Consider the following 21,249-nt stretch of genomic DNA (forward strand, 5'->3'; position numbering starts at 1 on the left):
TCCTAAAACGTTGCCTATTCAGCTAGCAGCTTAACTTATATTCTACCGTTTCGTTGTACGAGTTTTGGCTTATTCGCAGGATTTCAAAGAAAGCACGGAGTACCGGATATATTCAACCAAAGGGCACCGACCCGTAACGATAGCAAGACCGGCCTCCACCCCTTGGATAGGCGTAACGAAGGAATGAGAGGGCACTGACCCGTTAAGACATGGGAGTGAAAACCTCCAAGGGCGGCGTGGAGAATGCGTGCAGTAAATGGAAGTATATGGGGCGACAATTATCCCCCTTTATTCCCGTGCGCCTTCATGTTGCCGAAGTCTAACACGGCGTTCCCCTTCTTGTCTTTCAGTCCTTACCAACCGGTTGAAATCCTGCGAATAAGCGAGCATTCGTGAGAAAAACATATCGTACCAAGGGAGTTGAACAATCAAGGAGCAGTTTGCTGCGCCAGCTGCTCCATTTCTTTGTTAAGCTAACGGGCAGGATAACGCGACAAGTTTTTCCAATTTACGTATTTGTAATATTGGAAGGCATTATTGCCGAGAAGAATCTATCTTTTGGTAGGATTGGACTTCCTCGAAATGATTTAGATTCTGCATTAAATAAGAGGTAGGGGGAGACGAGCGTCAAATGAGAAAGATCCTAGTGATTTTGCTGGCATGCGTACTACTGCTTAGCGGCTGTGAACAGATGGAGAATGATGCATACATTGGAATGGAACGCGATAATATTCAGGATCTTGTGGCAGGTGGAGAAATGGAATACGTTCAAGAGTTTCGTGGGCATTCGGAGAATTGGGCGGCTATGTATATCGTTTATAAACCGAAGGGGGAGGAGAATCACACATCACGAATCTTCATGAAATATATCGGGAAGGACCCAAGACCGTCGGGTCAACTCCGTTACAAGTATGACACAGTCGGAGGCGGGGATGGAAGTGGGACACTGCCTGGCGTTGATGAGGCTGACCATGTGTACAACCTTGGCTCCTCGGGTGGAAACGGTGCATTAGCCAATCCAGATACCCCCGTGAAAATGCAGGTTTGGTGGAACGATTCGTCGGAGATCATTCAGCTTGACCCAATAACGGATTAAACTAACGGGTACGATAGGTGAACAAACTAGGAGGAGTTTGCTGCGGCAGCTGCTCCTCTTCATTAAGCTAACGGGCAGTTTACCGCAGTAAATTGGAGGGGGATTAGAATTAAAGATTAAAGTTATGTGACGGGTTTGTACATGAAAACAACATATAAAAAACTAAAAGATTATCACTTGCATTAATTTGGTATTCTTAGGGGGTAAGAAAATTTGAAGAATAAATCACTAAGAAAGAGGAGGAGTAACCTATGAAACTAAACCATCTTAATCTCACGATCACTGACGTTAAAGCTATTGTAGATTTCTTGGTCAAATATTTCGGATTGCAAATCGGGAACACACGCGGCAATGCATTCGCTGCACTATTTGACGACGGTGGGTTAGTGCTTACCTTGATGAAAGGTAATCAAGTCGGTTATCCCAATACCCTTCATATCGGCTTCATTCAAGAAAGCGAGGATCGGGTAAACGAGATCAATCAACGCATGAAGGATGATGGGTTTGACGCTTACCTAGTACCTGTACTTAAATACCTAACCATACTCCGTTGAATGGTCGATCGGTAGTCTAATACTTGATTTTCAGTCTAATACTTGATTTTCTTTGATCAAAAAGGAGTAGTTTGCCGCGGTGAGGCATAACCTGAAGTAAAGACACGGAACAGACGGGCGTAAGCGTCTTATACCGTGTCTTTTTTTTGTATTCGGCCGGCAGACGCTGTCCTGTTTTTCAGAGCCGTTTCGGGAGCGGCAGCAGGCATCGGCATCGTGCTTGGGGGCAGCACAGCGATACCCAGGTGAGATATCGACCGAATCTGGAGGTAGTGTCATGTCGTGAAGAATGACCGTTGCTCCCGGCGGGATAGCGACGGATGACGTAAGTCCGCCTCGCTGGGCTGCTTGCTCCACCGCTTCCAAAGCGGTTTCAAAGGAATAACGCGTAGATAAACTCTTGCATCGTTTGCAAGGTTGCATTCCAACCAGTTTCGTGCGAAACGTCTCGGGAGGTTCATCATGAATTTCGCTGTTATGCAAAGCTCTTGGATTACGCATATATACGAATTAATGTTATACGAACGTCCACGGTATAGGTTCGCTGTTTAGCGAATAAGCGAATGTGGGCACTAATCTCAGCGCTTAGGTAACGAGAAAATTACTTGCTCCTAAACTCTATGACAGGTTCTGTAGGTCCATATACCGGCTCAGCTCCATGCACAGGCACAGCCCAACGCACAGCATTAGCTATCACTCTCATAATTTCTTTATTGTAATAAGTGGGGTTCGTTTCATGTCCCGGTTGGAAGTAAAATACTTTGCCTAACCCGCGATAATAGGAACACCCGCTGCGGAACACTTCCCCGCCTTCGAACCAACCGACAAACACGAGTTGATCAGGTTCAGGAATATCAAAAAACTCGCCGTACATTTCTTCTTCCTGCAGCACAATATACTGACCGATTCCATGCGTGATCGGATGGGCAGGATTGACAACCCATATTACTTCCTTCTCATTGTCTGTTCTCACTCTTAAATTACAGCTCGTACCCATCAATTTCTTGAATATTTTTGAAAAATGAGCCGAGTGAAGCACGATCAGCCCCATCCCTTGAAGTACTTTGTTGTGAACCCTTTCAACAATCACATTTTCAACCTTATCGTGAAATTTATGCCCCCACCAGATTAAGACATCCGTTTGATTAAGAATCTCATCCGTTAAACCATGCTCCGGTTGTTCTAACGTGGCTGTTTGGATTCGGAAGCCGTATGGCGCTAAGCCTTCAGAAATGGCAGTGTGTATCCCTCTTGGATATACGTTAGTTACACTTGGTTCCGTTTTCTCCTGCATATATTCATTCCAAATGGTCACTTGAATCGGTTTTATCTCTACCATCGTTCTATTTCCAATTGTCACTTTCATTAAGTTTATCCGCTCCCATCCAAATAAATTAATTTATGCGTCAATTCGATTTGTAATAACAAAACGGTAATAAACAAACGAATTTTTCATACATAGTATAAAGATTTAACCATAAGGATGTGAACGCATTGAGGTTATATATAGCGGATGCTGGAGAAACGCTCAGAAGGGTTGCGGTAAAACATCATATCCATATCGATGAACTAATATTCCTAAACCCGCATATTACCGGCCCTGATCTCAACATTGCAGGAAGACAAGTAAAACTCCCTTCTTCGACCATTGTAACTAGATTCTTTAACAACCGTCCTGCTCCATTTCCGTCTGAGCCGCCATTGGATTTCAGAGGTCATTGGATTCCTCTAACGCCTTTGGAGCAAATGGCTCAAACCGAATACGATGTTCTGATCGTCGGCACCGGGGCCGGAGGGGGAGCCGCGATCTGGAGGCTATGCGAACAGTGGGGGGGGAATGAAAAACGGATTGGTGTCATTGAAGCAGGTGATCTCGTGCTGCCGACCCATGTGTTCAATATCCCAACTAGCGATCATTCGGGAAATGTATGGAGCAACCCGAATGTCTGGAGAAATATCGGAAGATTTCTTCCTGAATTCCCTGCTGGAAATATGGTATTTGCCCTGGGGGGACGCACTTTATATTGGGGAATGGTCAGCCCCCGTATGGATCCTTCCGAAATTGCCGGATGGCCCGTGCCGTTAGAAGAAATGCATGTATACTACAACATTGCCGAAAGAGCCATGAATGTTAATCAAGAATTTACTAAGGGCTCATCGCTTCAAGAAGTTCTCCTCAAGCGGCTCCAAGAAAACGGATTTCCCGATGTCATCGATTCTCCCATGGCCATAAACCTTCAACCGTCATCCTACGGAGTGATACATTCCAATGTAGCTTTCAGTTCCATCTCCTTTCTTGGAAATGCCTTGAACCATAAACCCTTCGATTTGGGCGTGAAGGCCCGCGCCGTGGAGGTATTGACCGAACAAGGTAAAGTGGCTGGCATCAAAGTGCTGACTCCGGATAGAACATCCTATTCGATCAGGGCGAAGACCATTGTTTTATCGGCGAGCACATTTGAAACTCCGCGTATTTTGCTTCAATCCGGAATTCCGGGCAGAGCGATCGGCCATTACTTGACGGATCATGCTTTTGTAAGAGGCGTGGCAACCGTAGATCGCAATGAATTTCCGGGCTTTATCGGGGGATTGCAAATATTCGTCCCGCAGACGGAGGAGCGTCCTTACGGTATACATTTGTGGGGACCGGGAGAGTCTGAACCAGAGAAATTAGAGGTTTACTTGCACGGTTATGGCAATGCCGAACCGCGGTTTGAGAACAAGATATCGCTCGATATAAACAATCTGGATGAGTACGGGGTACCGCGTATCCAGGTGAATTTCTCCTACAGCGCGAAGGATCAAGTTGTAATTGACCAAACGACGGAAGGCGTGAAACGAGCTTCACTAGCCATGAAAGCCCCCTTGAGCAGTCTCGAACTGTTGCCTCCGGGAAGTGACGCCCATTATGCAGGAACTTGCCGTATGGGGAATGATCCCTACACTTCGGCAACCAACAGATACGGTCAAATACACGGAATATCCGGTCTCTATGTGGCCGATAACAGCATTTTGCCGAGCATCGGAGGTACCAACCCAACATTATCGACAATTGCCTTGGCGATACGCACGGCAGATTATATCATCGGGCAAGGCTAAAGCGGTATGTTCGCAATTCCAACGTTTAAGTGATAGGATGTGAAAGCATTGAGGATCTATATCGCGGATGCTGGAGATACGCTTAGATCAATTGCGACGAAATATCAGGTAGATATAGAGACGCTCATTTCCCTTAATACACCTATTGCAAGTCCCGATCTCCATATCGCCGGCAGACAAGTAGAACTCCCTCCCATAGCAATACCGATCCAAAACCGGATCACCGATACTCCTTTTGAACCTTTCAATTGTCCGCCGCCCTGGATTCCTCTTGCCCCGCTTGCGCAAATGGCTGAAACCGAATACGATATTCTGGTCGTCGGTACAGGGGCTGGAGGTGGAGCAGCGATCTGGAGACTATGTGAACAATGGGGGAGAAATGAGAAACGGATCGGGGTCATTGAAGCCGGAGATCTTCTGATACCGACACATAGAGATAACATTCCTACTGCCGGTTTTACCCAAGCCATTTGGTCCGATCCTGAAGTGGTGGTGGAGATCGGGAAATTCCTTCCTGAATTTTCAGGCGCCAAAAAACTGTTAGGATTAGGGGGGAGAACCTTGGTGTGGGGGACGGCCAGTCCCCGAATGGCTGCCTCCGAAATGTCAGGATGGCCCGTAACGGCAGAAGAGATGGAGAAATACTTCAATATCGCGGAAGAGATCATGAACGTTAACCGGTTACATTCCAAGGCGTCTGCTATGAATGAAGTTATTTTAAATCGGCTTCGGGAAAATGGCTTTCCCGAGGTAATACCAGCTCCGGCGGCTGTCGATTTGGATCCAGAAAAAGCGGTGCCTTCCTACGGGTCTTTCAGTTCTATCCTTTTTCTTGCCTTAGGCTTGGTACGTAAACCGTTTGATCTGGCTGTTAAAGCCCGTGCCGTTCAAGTGCTTGCCGAAAGAGGGAAAGTGACAGGTATCAAAGTCATGTCCCCGGATAAAACACCGTACATCGTTCGAGCAAAGACGGTTGTATTATCTTCAAGCACGCTGGAAACTCCGCGTATTTTACTTCATTCGGGTATTCCGGGAAGAGCTATCGGCCATTATTTACAACCTCATGTTTTTGTGCAGGGCGCAGCAACAGTGAACATCAAAGATATTTCGAATGGTGTAGGAGGGGTCTCCATTTGGGTCCCGCAAACGAACGATCAGCCCTTTGGAATACATATGTGGGGCGGAGGATATAAAGAATCGCCTTTGGAGGCGGAGCGGGAGATCGTTATGAACGGTTTCGGCAAGGTTGAACCGCGGTTTGAAAACAAAGTCACGCTTGATCTGAGCAATCTGGATGATTACGGAGTACCGCGGATTCGAGTGAATTTCTCCTACAGCGCAAAGGATCAATTTGTCATTAAAAAAACGTCGGAAGGCGTGAAGCAGGCTTCCGCGGCCATGCAAGCCCGGTTGACCAGAATCGAATTTCTGCCTCCTGGAAGCGATGCGCATGAGTCGGGAACGTGCCGAATGGGCGAAGATCCTTCCAGTTCAGCAACTAACCATTATGGTCAAGTCCACGGGGTATCCGGCCTCTATGTAGCTGATAACAGTGTATTGCCGACTTTAGGAGGGACCAGTCCAACGCTTACGACAATTGCCTTGGCGATTCGTACGGTGGATCATATCATTGGACAATTGAAATAAATATCACAATTTTACGCTTGACGCGGGATGCGATCTATAAGTTGCGGATAATAGAGTTCTGATCCGTATTTAGGTGAACCAAATATCCTTAAACTGCACCCACCCGAGCGATTCCAGCGAGATGCCGCGAACAGACGGGTGGAGGGTGGTCTTCAGATGTTAATGGTAGAGGAACAGCAGGCTGTTCCTCTCTTTGTGCTGTCTTTCCATTTGCCTGAAAATAGCGACCCGCTGTTTAGGCTCGAGCTCGGCCAGAAACTGGCGGATGCTCTACTCCAGCATGTCATGAATGTACTGCAGCGCATGCATATTGCAACGGCGAGCCGCATACTAAGGGATTTTACTGAGAATCCAATTGATGATGTACGAAATGATTTAAATAACTATCTATCCCGTGGAAGAGTGACTTACTTAGAGATGGAAAGGACAGTAAAATCCAATTCAGACATTGTCATCGAAGGTTTATTACCTATGGCTTTAATTGCGCCAGGTCGCGGTTTGGCTTTAAATGCTGATAGGAGGCCGAACGTATAGTGATTTTTGCGCGGCTGTTAGCAGTCTTCACTGTGCGGGCAAACTGAAGATAATACTCATACAGCGCTTCATTCGATTTTACCGTATTCGCACGAATGCAACCTACCTCAGGGATGAATTGAGCACATTGCTATCAAAATGCCTGCCACAGTATTGAAAGAGATATGCGTCTTTTCCGAACATACTTTTGCGCAAACTATATTCATACTTGACTGTTGGCAAAGGTTCCGTTTTGCTCAAGTTGTAATGTTCTCGCAGCAACTTTATAAGTTCACCCATAAATCCGAATATATCTTTTGGAATGTAATAGTTTTCAGGCTCATCTCGGCCCTCTTCTCTTGGACTACTTCCTCCTCAACCTGCAACTAATTACTGGAACTGAACTTACTCATTGCAATTTAAGTTCACATGTAGGGTAGTCTTTTCTTTCTTGTACGTTCTTGGGCTGCTGCCGTAGGTTTTGCGGAATAACGCTGCAAAATGATTGTAATTATTAAAGCCGACATCGAGCGAGGCTTCTGTCGCCGTGCGTCCCATATGTTCCATCAATAGCGCCGCTTGCTGGAGCCGCAGGCGATTCAGATGCTCCAGGACGCTTTCGCCCGTCTCCTGCTTGAAGAGATGAGAAAGCCGCGATAGAGAAAGTCCAACGCTGCGGGCTAAATCCTCGAGGTGAAAGGTCTGATTCATATTCCGTGAAAGATATTGCAAAGAAAGTTCAATTCTCGGATCGAGCCGCTGTTCGAGAAGCCGGGCAGCGAGCAGGATGACCTCGCGCAGTGAGTTTTCGCAAAGCATATGCCAGAAGCTGGCTTGCTCCCTTGAATCCGTTAAAATATCGCTAATCGCTTGCTGTACCCGATTTAGCATAGTGCCCTCGGGAATGGCCGCGATAATGATCTCGTCATTGGGCAGGTAGTCGATTTCAGGTAGTTTATGAAAATGCACCCAGTAAAAGTTCCAACGACTCCCTTTTGTTGTCCCATACTCATGCGGAATACCGGAACGAAGCAGCGCAATTTGACCCTTGCTGCAGAACTTCTTGGCCCCAGGCGTACGCAAATACCCTTCGCCCTCTAACGTAAAGAAGAGAAGCCATTCTTTCATCCCATTTGGCCTTCGATTTTTGTACGAATCGGATTCCTCGAAATGACCGCTTATAATAGAGGTATAAGATGAAAGTTGATCGGATTTTGGATTGCTGTACCTGGTCATTAAACGGTCCCCCTGATTTATAAAAATAGCAGAATACCGTTACTTTTTAGCAGTAATCTTGCTTCCCTAAAAATAACGAAAGTTCTATGATTATGTCAAGAAGAATCCATGTTTCCAAAGGAGCGAAATGCGATGACCAGAGCATTGAATGTCTTGAACGAAGAGCAAATTAATCATTTTCTTAAAGAAGGCTATCTGATAGTGAAAGGACTTTTCTCGAAAGAGGATGTTCGTACGATAGAAGAGAAATTCGAGGAAATCAGCCATCAGGTAATTCCCGGGCTATTTGAGCCTGATTTAAATGGGAGCACGGATGATCCTTTGAAACGTTATCCGCGTGTGATGCATCCGCATCGATTCGATGAAACCGCCAAGCAATATATGCTTCATAAGCCGGTTATGGAGGTATTGTCCGATTTGTACGGAGAGGAGGCGCTGGCAGCTCAAAGCATGTTTTACTACAAGCCGCCAGGCTCGCGCGGCCAGGCGCTGCACCAGGACAATTTTTATTTGCAGGTGGAGCCGGGCAATTGTATTGCGGCATGGACGGCGATTGATGCGGCCACAGAGGAGAATGGCGGACTGCTAATCGTACCGAAAACAAGCGAGCATGAGATTAGCTGCCCGGAGCTTGCGGATTCAACGGAATCCTTCACAACCCATTATGTGAAGCCGCCAAAGGATCAAAAAGCGATGCCGGTTATTATGGATAAAGGCGATGTATTGTTTTTCAACGGGAATCTTATCCACGGCTCTTACAGAAATAAGACGAAGGATCAATTCCGACGCGCCTTTATTTGCCATTATGCAAACGCTTCTGCCACACATATCAGCAATCATTACCGCCCGCTGCATCGTCAGGATGGAACGCTGGTCGATCTGGAAATCAATACTGACGGAGGGCCGTGCGGAGTGGAGTTCGATATGGCGTATCCACACTAATGACGGATACAAAACAGGATAAATTGCTAGTCGAGATGTCTTGGTGGGGAATGAATGGATTAACAGGAACAGCGGGACATGCGTCAACCATTCAGGAAAAGGTGAAGTTAATTGCGGAAAACGGCTTTGATGGCATAAACGCGTTCATACCAGCCACGGATGAAAGTACACACTGGAAGGAGCTGCTTGAGCAGTACAGCTTGTCCTTCAGCGTGAACGCATACCCGTCTTCTATTGAGGATATGGACAAATTTATGGAGAGCGCGGTTGCTTTTGGCAATGTCGGCTATATAAACGCACAGGTGATGAGACCCTTTCTGATCGGAGACCAGGCGCTGGAGCTGTTGTCCGGCATCGATGCGCTGTCAAGGCAGGCGGGTATTCCGGTTTTTGTCGAAACGCATCGCGGCACCATAACGCAGGATTTGATTCGCACCAAGCAAATTTTAGAGGCGCTTCCAACACTCAGGCTGACGATTGACTATTCGCATTATGTGGTAGCCGGCGAGCTGCATACGATATCTCCCGAAGCAGAGGAAATGCTGCAAGGCTTGCTGCCGAACGCGTACAGTATCCATACGCGTATTTCAAACGGGGAACAGATTCAAATTGATCCCGGCGCAGCGGGAGAGCACCCGATGCTTCCCCATTTTGCAAGATGGTGGGAAAGCGCAATGAAGCACTGGCGTATGGGAAACAGGCGTCCAGGCGATAAATTTCCTGTTGTAATCGAGCTAGGGCCAGCGCCATACGCGATCACAGTGGATGAGGCAGCTTCCAGGCAAACCGAGGTAAGCGACCGTTGGTCTCAGTCTCTCTATTTGAAGCAATTGGTGAAGCAGCTTTGGCGGCAGGAACGATTATAAGGAAAACCCGACTAGGACAAAGCAAGTCCGGTCGGGTTTTTTTGAAATATATAAGAATTTATATGTTTTCACATATAAATGTGCTTATATATCTCCGCGAAACGACTGCATTTGCCACAGAGGACGGCGACAGCCGTTTACGCTTGCATACCGAATATTGGAGAACTACTCATCATCCCCTTCTACCGTTACTTCTAACGCAAAGGATTCTACCTCGCCGCTAAAGCTCCGTCCGCTTGCGTCATAGGTAAGGCCTGCTCACAATAATTGTCTGCTGCATACATAAATAAAGCTGCTTTCGACACAATAGGCGTGACAACGATGCTGCAAATCATCCGGTGGTTTAATATTGTCCAAGCGCAGGAACTAATTTTGTCCAATTAAACGCTTTCATTTAGAGGTTATAATGAAAAAAACGCTTACAAGGAGTTGGATTTGCGGTTATGAAGCAGAACAGGATACAATGGTTTTCAAGCACGGAAACCATGCCTTGGTTAGAGAAGCCTATTCTTGAATCGGAAATAGAAAATGCCAATCTGACGATTACGGACGAACAATTTCAGCTGCTGGAGGGTTTCGGGGGCTGCTTTAACGAGCTGGGTTATGCGGCGCTCCAGCAGTTATCTGAGGATGACCGAAGCCGCGTGATGCACGCGCTTTTCCATCCGGACGGCGAGCATGGCTTTAGTATTTGCCGGCTGCCGATAGGCGCAAGCGATTACGCGTTGGAGTGGTACAGCTTAAATGAAACCGACGGCGATTTGGCCATGGAGCATTTTTCGATAGATCGTGACCGGGAGTATCTGATTCCCTATATTAAAGAAGCTTTGAAGCAAAATCCTGACTTGAAGCTGTTTGCTTCCCCATGGAGCCCGCCAACCTGGATGAAATTTCCGAAATCCTACAATTACGGAACGCTGCGCTGGGAAAAGGATATCTTGGAGGCGTATGCCCTGTATTTTGTTCGGTTTGTCGAAGCCTATGCAGCTGAGGGGATTACGATACACCAGGTGCATGTTCAAAACGAGGTAGTGGCGGATCAGAAGTTTCCTTCCTGCGTTTGGACGGGTGAGCAGCTTCGCGAGTTTATTCGTGATTACTTGGGGCCATCCTTCGAGCGGCATAATCTGGATACGGAAATTTGGCTGGGCACAATCAACGCGCCCGAGGCTTGGGATGAATGGCTGAAGAAAAAGGAAACGGATTTCAACGGCTACGCGAATACGGTACTAAGCGATCCGGAAGCCTATAAGTATGTGAAAGGCGTAGGTTACCAATGGGCAGGAAAGCATGCGATTCAGCGGACGGTTCAGAGCTATCCGGAGCTTCGTTACATGCAAACGGAGAACGAATGCGGCGATGGCGAAAACACATGGTTCTATGCAAGATATGTGTTCAATCTTTATCAGCATTATTTCACGAACGGTGTTAACGCTTATATTTATTGGAATATGGCGCTTGAGCCGAAAGGAAGAAGCACATGGGGGTGGGAGCAAAATGCCATGCTTACCATCGACAAAGAAACAAGATCCGTAACACAAAATCCGGAGTATTATGTGATGAAGCATTTTTCACATTTTACAACGCGGAATGATAGACGAGCCGGTTTAATGGGATCGTGGGCAGGCAATGCGATCGTCTTCAAGAAGCCCGACGGCACGCATGTTTTGGTTCTGACGAATCCATTCAAAGAACAAAGAGAACTGCGCCTAGCCGTAGGCGGCAAGGTGAAGCTGTTCCAGCTTGAGCCCGAATCCTTTCATACGATCGTAATCCCGTGCGGATAACGAGTGCATACCGACTAACGCCAGCAAGATAGGGCGTTAGTTTTTTGCGCCATTGGGCAGGAAGAATAGAAGGAGGTGGCGCGCCGCCATGTTTTCTAAGCTTATGAGGACGTTGTCGGATCCCTTTCGGAGAAGCATCCGCAATAAATTGATTTTTACAATGATCATTTTATCCGTTATACCGATTGTAGCCGTTACCGCTTTGGCAGCCGAGAATAACCGGAAGTCGATGGAAACCGAAGTTATTAGCACGAATTTATCCAATATGAAATGGACGGGTATCTATTTGGGCGAGCAGTTTGCGCAATTAAACAATCTCGTTTATACCGTTCTGATCAGTCCCCATCTCAGCGAATATTTGTCGAGTATAGAGGGCTCGCTTCTATATAACCAGTTTGCCGCTCAAAAAAATATTATGGACACGCTGAGCAATTTATTTTACTCCGCAGGGAACCATGTTATCGGAGTCGAGCTGTTTCTGAAAGAGCCGAGTAAATTGTTTACCATCAGCTCCAACCAATATGATCTTGAGTCGTCAACCGGGATCCCTTCTCCTTACAAGGAGCTCTTTGAGGAAAATAAGGATTTCATTATACAAACGAAGAGCGGCGATCAGAGCGAATTCCAGCTTATTCGAAGCATTAACCGCTTTGAGAACCGTGAGAAGCTAGGCGGTATCTCGCTGAAAATCCGATGGTCCATGCTGGATCAGACGCTTAATTTAATTGGAAGGGGCGAGGAGCATAAAGTTCTTATCGCCGGCGATGACGGAAGTGTTCTATATCAGCCGTTTGGCGAGAAACCGTCGCAAGAAATCATGGATCAAATCAAGCGAACGAAAGAGGATCAAGGTTACTTCCGATCGCCGGAGGAATATGTCTTCTATAATACGATCGATCCCGTCGGCTTAAAGCTGGTTACGATTATCCCAACCAGCTTTATAAATAAAAGCGCACAATCGACCATGCATTTTGGAATAATTGTAGGCGCGATTTCCATCGTCATTTCGATCTTGATCGCGATATTGCTTGCCTGGCGGACAGCGACGCCGATCGTAACGCTTGCAAGATCGATGCAAGGTCTCGGCATTATCAAGGAAACCGAGCTGCCGCAAAGCAATCGCGTGGATGAGATCGGCTTGCTAGAAACGAAGCTGTATAATATGTCCTACCGCATACGAGAGCATATCAAAACGGAATACAGTATTAATTTGGAGAAGAAGACAGCGGAGCTTAAGGCGCTGCAAGCCCAAATCAATCCGCATTTTTTGCAAAATACACTTCAAATGATCGGAAGCATGCTTTTTACCAAAAAGCCTGTAGAGAGCTATGAAATTATTCGTTCGTTAAGCGATATGTTCCGTTATGTCATCCGTGACCCCAATGATCTTGCATCCTTAAAAGCGGAAATCGAGCATCTAAACAACTATATGCTTATTCAATCGCAGCGATTTTCATCCAAGCTCAGCTATACAACGGAAATCGACGAGTCGGCAATGGCTTGCTCCATACCGAAGCTGACGCTTCAGCCGATTGTGGAAAACGCGTTTTTTCACGGGCTCGAGAATAAACCGGGCAATTGGGAGCTGAGCGTATCCGTTATATGTGAGCCTGCTGCCGTGCGTATTCGCATTCAGGACAACGGTGTTGGAATCCGCGAGGACAAGCTTGCTGATCTCAAACGGCGGCTCGATCACCAGAACGGGCAAGTATGGACGCACGGCAATCGGATCGGCATTCAAAATGTCGCTTCCCGCATTCGGATGCACTTTGGTTCCGCGTACGGAATTGCGATAGAAAGCACGCTCGGAGCGGGGACGAAGGTTACGGTTACCATTCCTAATGAATCAGGAGGTGAGCTTCATGATAAAAGTATTGATCGTGGATGATGAGAGCTGGACAAGGGATATTATTAAGGCATTCGGCAACTGGGAGAAGCTTGGCATGGAAATCGTCGGTGAAGCGGAGGACGGACAAGAAGCGCTTCGTAAAACAAAGGAGCTTCAACCGGATATTGTCATTACGGATATGCGGATGCCGGGAACAGACGGTGTCCAGCTGCTTCAGCTGCTTCAAGACCAGTACCCGCAGATTAAGACGATCGTCATTAGCGGCTACGATGACTTTCAATACGCGAAGCATGCGCTTCGCTATAAAGCGATGGACTACCTGCTTAAGCCAGTTGATCCCAAGGAGCTGGATTTGGCGCTGTACAATTGCAAAAACAGCTTGGAGTCCGAACAAACGGAGCGAGGCGTTTTGGCGCTGGATCTTGATATATCCTATTTGCTTGCTGCCCACAAACAGCTGCTGAAGACTCATTTTAACGAGTTAAATACGGAAGGCGTAACGGCAACGCTTATCCAAATGAAGAATGAGCTTGAGCATAACGGCATTACGAAACCCGCAATGCTGGAACAGGTAGTACAGGAGCTGCTCCTGCTGCTTAAGGAATTGAAGATTGCCAACTCGCAAGACAGCGAGGGGCTGCACGCTCCATATGGACAAGAAACGGTCGAGTCCTGCGCCAACACGGCTTCGTTTCTTACTCATCATTATGTCACAACAATCGATCAGCTTACGCAGCAGCGTAAGTTCAAAAATAAATTAAATCTGGACGAAGTCCGTCTTTATATGGATAAACACTATACCGAACCGGTAACACTAGACCAACTGGCAAGGGCTTTTTTCGTGAGCAAGGAATATCTGAGCAAAATGTTCAAGCAGGAGTATGGACGTAACGTCACCGATTATATGCTTCATTTGCGGATGGTGAAAGCCAAGGAATGGCTGCTGGACGAGAGCATACCGATCAAAGCGATTGCCGAAATGGCGGGCTACGAGGATATTACTTATTTTTACCGTGTCTTTAAGAAACATTTTGGGGTTGCACCGGGTGAAATGAGGAAGAACGGCGAGGTTTAAAATTGTCCAAGGAAAGAGTCTAATTCTGTCCAATTAAACGCTTTCAAAAATTAGATACAATGAAAGCGTAAACAAAACAAGCTTCTGGGAGGTCAAATTAGATGAAAAAAATGATTAAAGGCTTGCTTATTACCGTGCTTGCTACATCGCTGCTAGCTGGCTGTGGAAACAATGCAAATAATACGGGCAGTACAAATGAAGGGGCAGCAACCGGCGGCGAAGCAAAGAGCGTCAAGCTCAAAATGTTTATTGCTCAGCCAAGGTTTAAGGAGCATTACGATAAATACATTGCAGATTTTGTCGCAAAAGAGAAAGCCGAGAAAAACATCGACGTATCGGTTCAGCTTGAAATGCCGACTGCCGATAATGCCGCGCAAATTTTAAAAACACGTTTGGCATCCAACGATGCCCCGGATATTTTCGCGATTCATGCAATCAATGAGATTCCATCTTACTATAAAGCAGGTTACTTGGAAGATTTGTCCGACCAGCCGTTCGTAGGCAAGCTGCTTGACAGCGTAAAACCATCCGTTACGACGACTGACGGCAAGGTTGTAGCCGTTCCTTTGGAAACTTTGTCGTGGGGATACTTGTACAACAAAAAAATATTTGCTGATAACGGTCTAGTGCCTCCAACGACGCTGACAGAAATGAAAGCGGTTGTAGAAAAGCTGAAAGCGAAAAATATCACGCCATTCGTGCTTTCCTATAAAGAAGCTTGGATTCCTCAACTGCTTCTGCCGCTTGCTGCAGGCGCAATCATCAACACGGAGGATGCTGATTTCATCGAGCGTATGAATAAGGATGAAGGCTCATTCTCGGAAATGAAATCGATGTTTGACATCTTTGACCTCATTAACGCAAACGGAACGGAAAAAGCAACAGAAGTGGGCGGCGATGACGGCGCCGCGGCATTTGCAACAGAAAAAGGCGCAATGTGGCTGCAAGGTCCTTGGTACGCGGAAACGATTCTTAAATCTAACCCGGATCTTGATTTCGGCGTAGCGCCATTGCCAATTAATGATGATCCGAAAGCAACGTTGATCAATCTAAGCGCTTCGACTTCATTGGCTGTATCCAAAACGACTAAAAACAAAGAAGTTGCTCTTGATTTCATCAACTACGTATTGGATGACACCGCTTCTAACGATTTCTTCCAAGCACTTAAGTTCAATCCAATTGCAACCAACCACACGTACGAGAGCTATCCGTGGGTAAATGACGCAACATCGTATGTTAAAGAAGGAAAATCATACCAAGATCCAGCTATTCCACAATCGGTTAAAGACGAGGTAGGTAAAGGCTTGCAAGCTTACTATGCGGGTCAAATTTCACAAGACGACGTCATTAAGGCGCTCGATAAGGCTTGGAAATCGTTTAATAAAGTAAATAAGTAATCAATGGAACCGAGGATGAAGGGGAGAAAGAAAGCCGTCTTCTCTTCATCCCTTATTTTTAGAGACACATAGGAGAGGGGCGGATACTGTGCCGATCAAGAGCTACAAAAAATACATCTCGTTGTTAACATTCGTCGGACCTGCTTTTATATTATATGCCATCTTCTTGCTTATTCCGACACTCGGGGGAATGTTCTACAGCTTTACGGATTGGAACGGCTTAAATCAAAATTACAGCTTTATTGGTATCGGAAATTTTATCGAGGCGCTTAAAGAGGATCCGGATTTTGTTGGATCGATCCTGTTTACTTTGAAGTATGTACTGTTTATGGTGGTGCTGCAAAATGTTTTTGCTTTGCTGCTAGCCGTCTTTATTGAATCTCGAAAAAAGAGCAAAGGCTTCTTCCGTACTATCTTCTTTATGCCAAACATGATCAGTACAATCATAAGCGCATTCATGTGGACGTTTGTATTTGCACAGGTGCTGCCTCAGCTGGCGGAGAAGACAGCGCTTACGTTCCTGGACCAAGCGTGGATTGGCGATCCAAAAATCAGTTTCTTCTCGATATTGACCGTATCGCTTTGGAATGGCGTTGGCTATATGATGATTATCTATTTAGCCGGTTTGCAGGGCGTTCCGCAAAGCTTGAAGGAAGCAGCAGTCATTGACGGCGCAACCGCTTTCCAAACCTTCCGCAATGTAACGCTTCCGATGATTACACATGCGATTACGATTTGTTTCTTCCTTACCTTAAACGGTGCTTTTAAAGTGTTCGAGGTCGTGTACGGCTTAACAGGCGGCGGTCCTGGACGGAGCACGCAGGTCATTACGATGAATATTTATGAGGAAGCTTTCTCGAATAACTTTCGGTACGGGTATGCAAGTGCCAAATCGGTCATTCTCTTTATCATTATTCTCGTATTTACATTGATCCAAATTCAAGTCATGAAAAGAAGAGAGGTAGAAGCATGAATCAGAAAAAATCAACCTCCATTCTTATTACGGTTTTGCTGGCTATTGGAGCAGCCATCTCGTTCTTTCCAATTTATTTAGCTGTCATCAATTCATTCAAGACGCAAGGCGAAATGTTCGAATCATTTGTTTCGTTTCCCACAAGCTTTCAGTTCGATAATTATGTGAATGCTTTCCGCCAGCTCAATCTGCTTAACAGCACGCTCAACTCGATTATTATCTCTGTGCTCGGCATTGGGGGAATCATCCTTTGCGCATCATTGGCCGGCTATAAGCTTTCCCGGACGAGCGGGAAAATCAGCGGCATTATTTTCTTCTTGTTTATTTCATCGATGCTCGTACCTTTTCATTCCATAATGATTCCGTTGACAAGAATGGCCAAAGCCTTGTCTGTTCAGGGCAGTACGTACGGTCTTGCAATTATATACATTGGTCTCGGCGTCAATATGGCCATTTTCCTTTATCACGGTTTTGTGAAATCGATTCCGAGAGAGCTGGAGGAAGCTGCTCAAATCGATGGCTGCAATGAATATCAAACCTTTTTCAAAATCATCTTCCCGCTGCTTGTTCCAATTACGGTAACGATCGCGATTTTGGACTTCCTTTGGATATGGAATGATTTCCTGCTGCCGCTGCTCATGCTGACGGACGTTGACAACTATACGCTGATCTTGTCTACTAACACGCTGTTCGGTGAGTATAATAAGGAATGGTCGCTCATCTTGGCCGCGCTCGTGCTGACGGCAATTCCAGTCATTATCATTTATTCGTTCTTCCAAAAATTTATTATGCACGGCATTGCCGAAGGTGCCGTAAAAGGTTAACCTACGTCAAATCCAGCTGAAGAAGGAGCTCTTACGATGGAAAAATTGTTGTACGGCGTTGCCTATTACGACGAATATATGCCTTATGAGCGATTAGATGAAGATATTCGGATGATGAAAGAAGCAGGCATAAACGTCGTTCGGATTGCTGAATCGACTTGGAGCACGCATGAGCCGCAAAACGGCGTGTTTGACTTCTCTTCCGTCGATAAGGTGCTGGACGCTATGCATAAGGCCGGCATTGCCGTGATTGTCGGAACGCCGACCTATGCCGTGCCTGCTTGGATGGTAAAAGAGCATCCAGACGTGCTCGCGATTACCGCCAAAGGACCTGGCAAATACGGTGCGCGTCAAATTATGGACATTACGAACCCGGCCTACCTCTTTTATTCGGAGCGGATTATACGCAAGCTGATTAGCCGCGTGAGCACTCATCCAGCCGTTATTGGTTATCAAACGGATAATGAAACGAAGCATTATGAAACAGCGGGGCCGAATGTCCAGCTGCAATTCGTTAAATATATGCGGGAGAGCTATGGCACGCTTGAGCGCGTGAATCAGCTGTTCGGACTGGATTATTGGAGCAATCGCATCAACAGCTGGGAGGAATTCCCTTCCATTGTCGGTACGATCAATGGCAGCCTTGGCGCGGAGTTCGCAAAGTTCCAGCGTAAGCTGGTGAATGATTTTCTCGCATGGCAGGTTGCCCTTGTAAATGAATATAAGCAGCCGGGACAATTCGTCACGCAAAACTTTGATTTTGAATGGCGCGGTTATTCGTTTGGCGTCCAGCCTTCCGTTGATCATTTTGCTGCCTCTGAGCCCTTCGATATTGCAGGCGTCGATATTTATCATCCCTCTCAGGATGATTTAACGGGGATTGAGATTTCATTTGGCGGCGATATGACGCGTTCTCTGAAAAACAGCAACTACTTGGTTCTCGAGACGCAAGCGCAGGCGTTTCCGCATTGGACGCCGTATCCTGGCCAATTGCGGCTGCAAGCGTTCAGCCATCTCGCATCCGGGGCGAATATGGTCGCTTATTGGCACTGGCATTCCATCCATAATTCATTTGAAACGTACTGGAAAGGTCTATTAAGCCATGATCTAAAGCCTAATCCGGTTTATAACGAGGCGATGACGGTCGGAGCCGATTTTGCTAGGCTCAGCGAAAAACTCGTTAACTTGAAGAAGCGCAATCAGGTTGCCGTTATGGTAAGCAATGAAGCGTTGTCCGCGATGGAATGGTTTAAGCTGCCAGACGGAAAAATCTATAATGACGTCGTTCGCGCCTTGTATGATGAATTGTATAAATTAAATGTCGAGGTTGATTTTATTCAGCCGTCATTTGAGCAGTTGGATAAATATAAGCTGATTATTGTTCCAGCGCTCTACGCGGCACCTACTGAAGATTTGGAGAGGCTTAACGCTTATGTTAGCGGGGGCGGCCATGTCATCTATACGTTCAAATGCGGATTTACAGATGAGGTCGTAAAAGTTCGCGATACTGCGCAGCCTGGCATCATTAACGAGGCATGCGGGATCACATACAGCTTGTTCGTGAAGCCAAATCAGGTTGGCCTGAAAGGGAAGCTGATTAAGGAGAGCGACGAGCTTGGCTCCGTTGAGATGTGGATGGAGCTCATCACGCCAACGACGGCCGAGGTGCTGGCTTATTATGAGCATGCGCAGTGGGGTGAATATGCAGCCGTTACGCGAAATGAATATGGTAAAGGGACGGCAACCTATATCGGATGCATGCCAAGCTCAGAAATCGTGAGCAGAGTATTAAGCGGCGCGGTTCGTGAAGCGGGATTATGGGGCGCGGAGCAGGAGCTTGCATTCCCGGTTATCGTGAAAACGGGTGTCAATGGCAACGAGCAGACCATCCGATATTATTTCAACTACTCCGAAAATGCGGTTTCCTTTAACTATAGTCATCCGAGCGGCAAAGAGCTGTTGTCAGACCGAAGCATATCGAGTGGAGAGTCATTGGATCTGGCGCCTTGGAGTTTTGCAATTATTGAAGAGTAATGAAAGAATAAGGTTGAGGCGAGCATGACTTGCTTCAACCTTTTTTGCGTATGCTAATGCTCAAAAACATACTTTGATACCATTGTGCTATACTTGACGGAATTAAATTACTTATGTATCATTACTTACTATAAGTAACTTAGGTGCGAGCAAAGCGTTATGTTTCAGCGCTTGAATAGATTAGTATGAAAGTGGTGTTTGTCATCAAAGAGGATACACATTCAGAAGGCTTACTTCGCACAGAGAAGCAGCCTGGCGATTTTGAATTTGGTATTTATACGTTGGGTGATCTTAGTCCAAGTCCCGTTAATGGAAAAATGCCAAATGCGAGAGAACGAATAAAAGAGATTATAGCGGCCGCACGGCTCGCCGATGAGGCCGGCATCGATATTTTTGGCGTGGGTGAGCATCACCGATTGGACTTTGTGATTTCATCTCCCCCTGTTGTACTTGCGGCAGTTGCGCAAGCAACAAAAAACATTCGGTTAACAAGCGCAACGACTGTACTTGGCACGTCTGATCCGGTTAGGGTATTTGAGGATTTCTCGACTTTGGATTTGTTGTCGGACGGGAGAGCGGAAATCATTGCGGGCCGCGGAGCGTATGTCGAGTCTTTCCCGTTATTTGGCTTTGAGCTGACTGACTATAAGGCCCTGTTTCTAGAGAAGCTTGGCATGCTGCTGGAATTGAACAAGAACGAGCGAGTAACTTGGGACGGCTATTACCGGACAGCGCTGCAAAATGCGGAAATTGCACCACGTCCAGTGCAGCCTGTCTTGCCCGTTTGGGTCGGAGTCGGAGGCACTCCGCAAAGCGCGGAGCTGGCCGGAAATTTAGGGGCAGGCATGGCACTCGCGTTACTAGGCGGCGACCCTGCGCGGTTTAAGCCGCTCGTTGATGTATACCGAAACGCAGGCTTTCAGGCTGGCCACAAGCCGGATGCGCTTAAGGTCGCGATTACAAGTCATGGCTATATCGCGAAGACCGCCGAACAGGCAAAAAACGAATACTATCCCTATTATGCGAATTATGTGAGCCGGTTCATGGGCGGGGATGCCAGGGGCGAAAAGCTCACGCGTGAGCAATTCGAGCTGATGGCAAACCCGATCAGCGCATTGGCAGTGGGAAGCCCGGAGCAGCTGGTGGAGAAGATATTAGCGCAGCATGAGCTGTTTGGGCATAATCGCTTTATGGCCCAGTTCGATATCGGCGGAATCCCTTATGCTAAGGTAGCAGAATCGATAGAGCTGTTGGCGGCAAAGGTAGTACCGAATGTTCGCAGAGAGCTGCGGAAATCAGCGATGCAAACCGTGTAATATATACAAGACTGGTTACAGCCATCATAATGGCTGCTGCC

At 46.7% G+C, this 21,249-nt stretch carries 17 protein-coding genes; 15 read left to right on the plus strand and 2 right to left on the minus strand.

Features of this window, described 5'->3' with window-relative positions; translation table 11 throughout:
* Nucleotides 1–631: 631 nt before the first annotated feature.
* Together RCO25_RS21415 and RCO25_RS21420 are read left to right on the plus strand one after the other, a co-directional pair.
* Entirely contained in the window at nt 632–1,096 is a 465-nt protein-coding gene (locus tag RCO25_RS21415; RefSeq protein ID WP_308998166.1) for a hypothetical protein, read from the plus strand.
* 251 nt (nt 1,097–1,347) lie between these two features.
* Entirely contained in the window at nt 1,348–1,650 is a 303-nt protein-coding gene (locus RCO25_RS21420; RefSeq protein WP_308998167.1) for a VOC family protein, read from the plus strand.
* Between the two features lie 601 nt (nt 1,651–2,251).
* Here RCO25_RS21420 and RCO25_RS21425 read toward each other — a convergent pair.
* Entirely contained in the window at nt 2,252–3,016 is a 765-nt protein-coding gene (locus RCO25_RS21425) for a ThuA domain-containing protein (RefSeq protein ID WP_308998168.1), read from the minus strand.
* A 128-nt stretch (nt 3,017–3,144) separates the two neighbouring features.
* On the opposite strand from RCO25_RS21425, the gene RCO25_RS21430 reads away from it, so the two are divergent.
* The 3 genes from RCO25_RS21430 (at nt 3,145) to RCO25_RS21440 (ending at nt 6,930) form a co-directional block, all read left to right on the plus strand.
* The gene (locus RCO25_RS21430; RefSeq protein ID WP_308998169.1) at nt 3,145–4,749 is read left to right on the plus strand and encodes a GMC oxidoreductase; all 1,605 of its coding nucleotides are present in this window, start codon (nt 3,145–3,147) and stop codon (nt 4,747–4,749) included.
* A gap of 48 nt (nt 4,750–4,797) precedes the next feature.
* A complete protein-coding gene (locus RCO25_RS21435) occupies nt 4,798–6,396 on the plus strand; it encodes a GMC oxidoreductase (protein ID WP_308998170.1) in 1,599 nt (532 codons plus the stop codon).
* Between the two features lie 156 nt (nt 6,397–6,552).
* The gene (locus RCO25_RS21440) at nt 6,553–6,930 is read left to right on the plus strand and encodes a nucleoside/nucleotide kinase family protein (RefSeq protein ID WP_308998171.1); all 378 of its coding nucleotides are present in this window, start codon (nt 6,553–6,555) and stop codon (nt 6,928–6,930) included.
* A gap of 384 nt (nt 6,931–7,314) precedes the next feature.
* On the opposite strand, the gene RCO25_RS21445 is transcribed toward RCO25_RS21440, so the two are convergent.
* The gene (locus tag RCO25_RS21445; protein ID WP_308998172.1) at nt 7,315–8,145 is read right to left on the minus strand and encodes a helix-turn-helix domain-containing protein; all 831 of its coding nucleotides are present in this window, start codon (nt 8,143–8,145) and stop codon (nt 7,315–7,317) included.
* Between the two features lie 132 nt (nt 8,146–8,277).
* Here RCO25_RS21445 and RCO25_RS21450 point away from each other — a divergent pair, with 132 nt between their 5' ends.
* The 10 genes from RCO25_RS21450 to RCO25_RS21495 all read left to right on the plus strand — a co-directional run bounded on the left by RCO25_RS21450 (nt 8,278) and on the right by RCO25_RS21495 (nt 21,208).
* The gene (locus RCO25_RS21450; protein ID WP_308998173.1) at nt 8,278–9,087 is read left to right on the plus strand and encodes a phytanoyl-CoA dioxygenase family protein; all 810 of its coding nucleotides are present in this window, start codon (nt 8,278–8,280) and stop codon (nt 9,085–9,087) included.
* Entirely contained in the window at nt 9,087–9,953 is an 867-nt protein-coding gene (locus RCO25_RS21455; RefSeq protein ID WP_308998174.1) for a sugar phosphate isomerase/epimerase family protein, read from the plus strand. The genes RCO25_RS21450 and RCO25_RS21455 overlap by 1 nt, the downstream gene beginning before the upstream one ends.
* A 443-nt stretch (nt 9,954–10,396) precedes the next feature.
* Nucleotides 10,397–11,740 (plus strand): glycoside hydrolase family 30 protein, encoded by a 1,344-nt coding sequence (locus RCO25_RS21460; protein WP_308998175.1) that lies wholly within the window; start codon nt 10,397–10,399, stop codon nt 11,738–11,740.
* Nucleotides 11,741–11,828: 88 nt separating this feature from the next.
* The gene (locus RCO25_RS21465; RefSeq protein ID WP_308998176.1) at nt 11,829–13,628 is read left to right on the plus strand and encodes a sensor histidine kinase; all 1,800 of its coding nucleotides are present in this window, start codon (nt 11,829–11,831) and stop codon (nt 13,626–13,628) included.
* Nucleotides 13,603–14,664: a response regulator transcription factor gene (locus RCO25_RS21470; RefSeq protein WP_308998177.1), complete on the plus strand. Its 1,062-nt coding sequence runs from the start codon at nt 13,603–13,605 to the stop codon at nt 14,662–14,664. The genes RCO25_RS21465 and RCO25_RS21470 overlap by 26 nt, the downstream gene beginning before the upstream one ends.
* Nucleotides 14,665–14,765: 101 nt before the next feature.
* Nucleotides 14,766–16,061, plus strand: coding sequence for an ABC transporter substrate-binding protein (locus RCO25_RS21475; RefSeq protein WP_308998178.1), 1,296 nt, complete (start codon nt 14,766–14,768; stop codon nt 16,059–16,061).
* Between the two features lie 88 nt (nt 16,062–16,149).
* The gene (locus RCO25_RS21480) at nt 16,150–17,034 is read left to right on the plus strand and encodes a carbohydrate ABC transporter permease (RefSeq protein ID WP_308998179.1); all 885 of its coding nucleotides are present in this window, start codon (nt 16,150–16,152) and stop codon (nt 17,032–17,034) included.
* On the plus strand, nt 17,031–17,858 hold the full coding sequence (locus RCO25_RS21485; RefSeq protein ID WP_308998180.1) for a carbohydrate ABC transporter permease: 828 nt from the start codon (nt 17,031–17,033) through the stop codon (nt 17,856–17,858). Before RCO25_RS21480 ends, RCO25_RS21485 begins: the two co-directional genes overlap by 4 nt.
* A 36-nt stretch (nt 17,859–17,894) precedes the next feature.
* Entirely contained in the window at nt 17,895–19,892 is a 1,998-nt protein-coding gene (locus RCO25_RS21490) for a beta-galactosidase (RefSeq protein ID WP_308998181.1), read from the plus strand.
* A gap of 185 nt (nt 19,893–20,077) precedes the next feature.
* Complete coding sequence (locus RCO25_RS21495; protein ID WP_308998182.1) at nt 20,078–21,208, plus strand: LLM class flavin-dependent oxidoreductase; 1,131 nt, start codon at nt 20,078–20,080, stop codon at nt 21,206–21,208.
* Nucleotides 21,209–21,249: the final 41 nt, after the last annotated feature.

It is taken from the genome of Paenibacillus sp. LHD-38 (genome assembly GCF_031157315.1).
In the GTDB taxonomy this organism is placed as follows: domain Bacteria; phylum Bacillota; class Bacilli; order Paenibacillales; family Paenibacillaceae; genus Pristimantibacillus.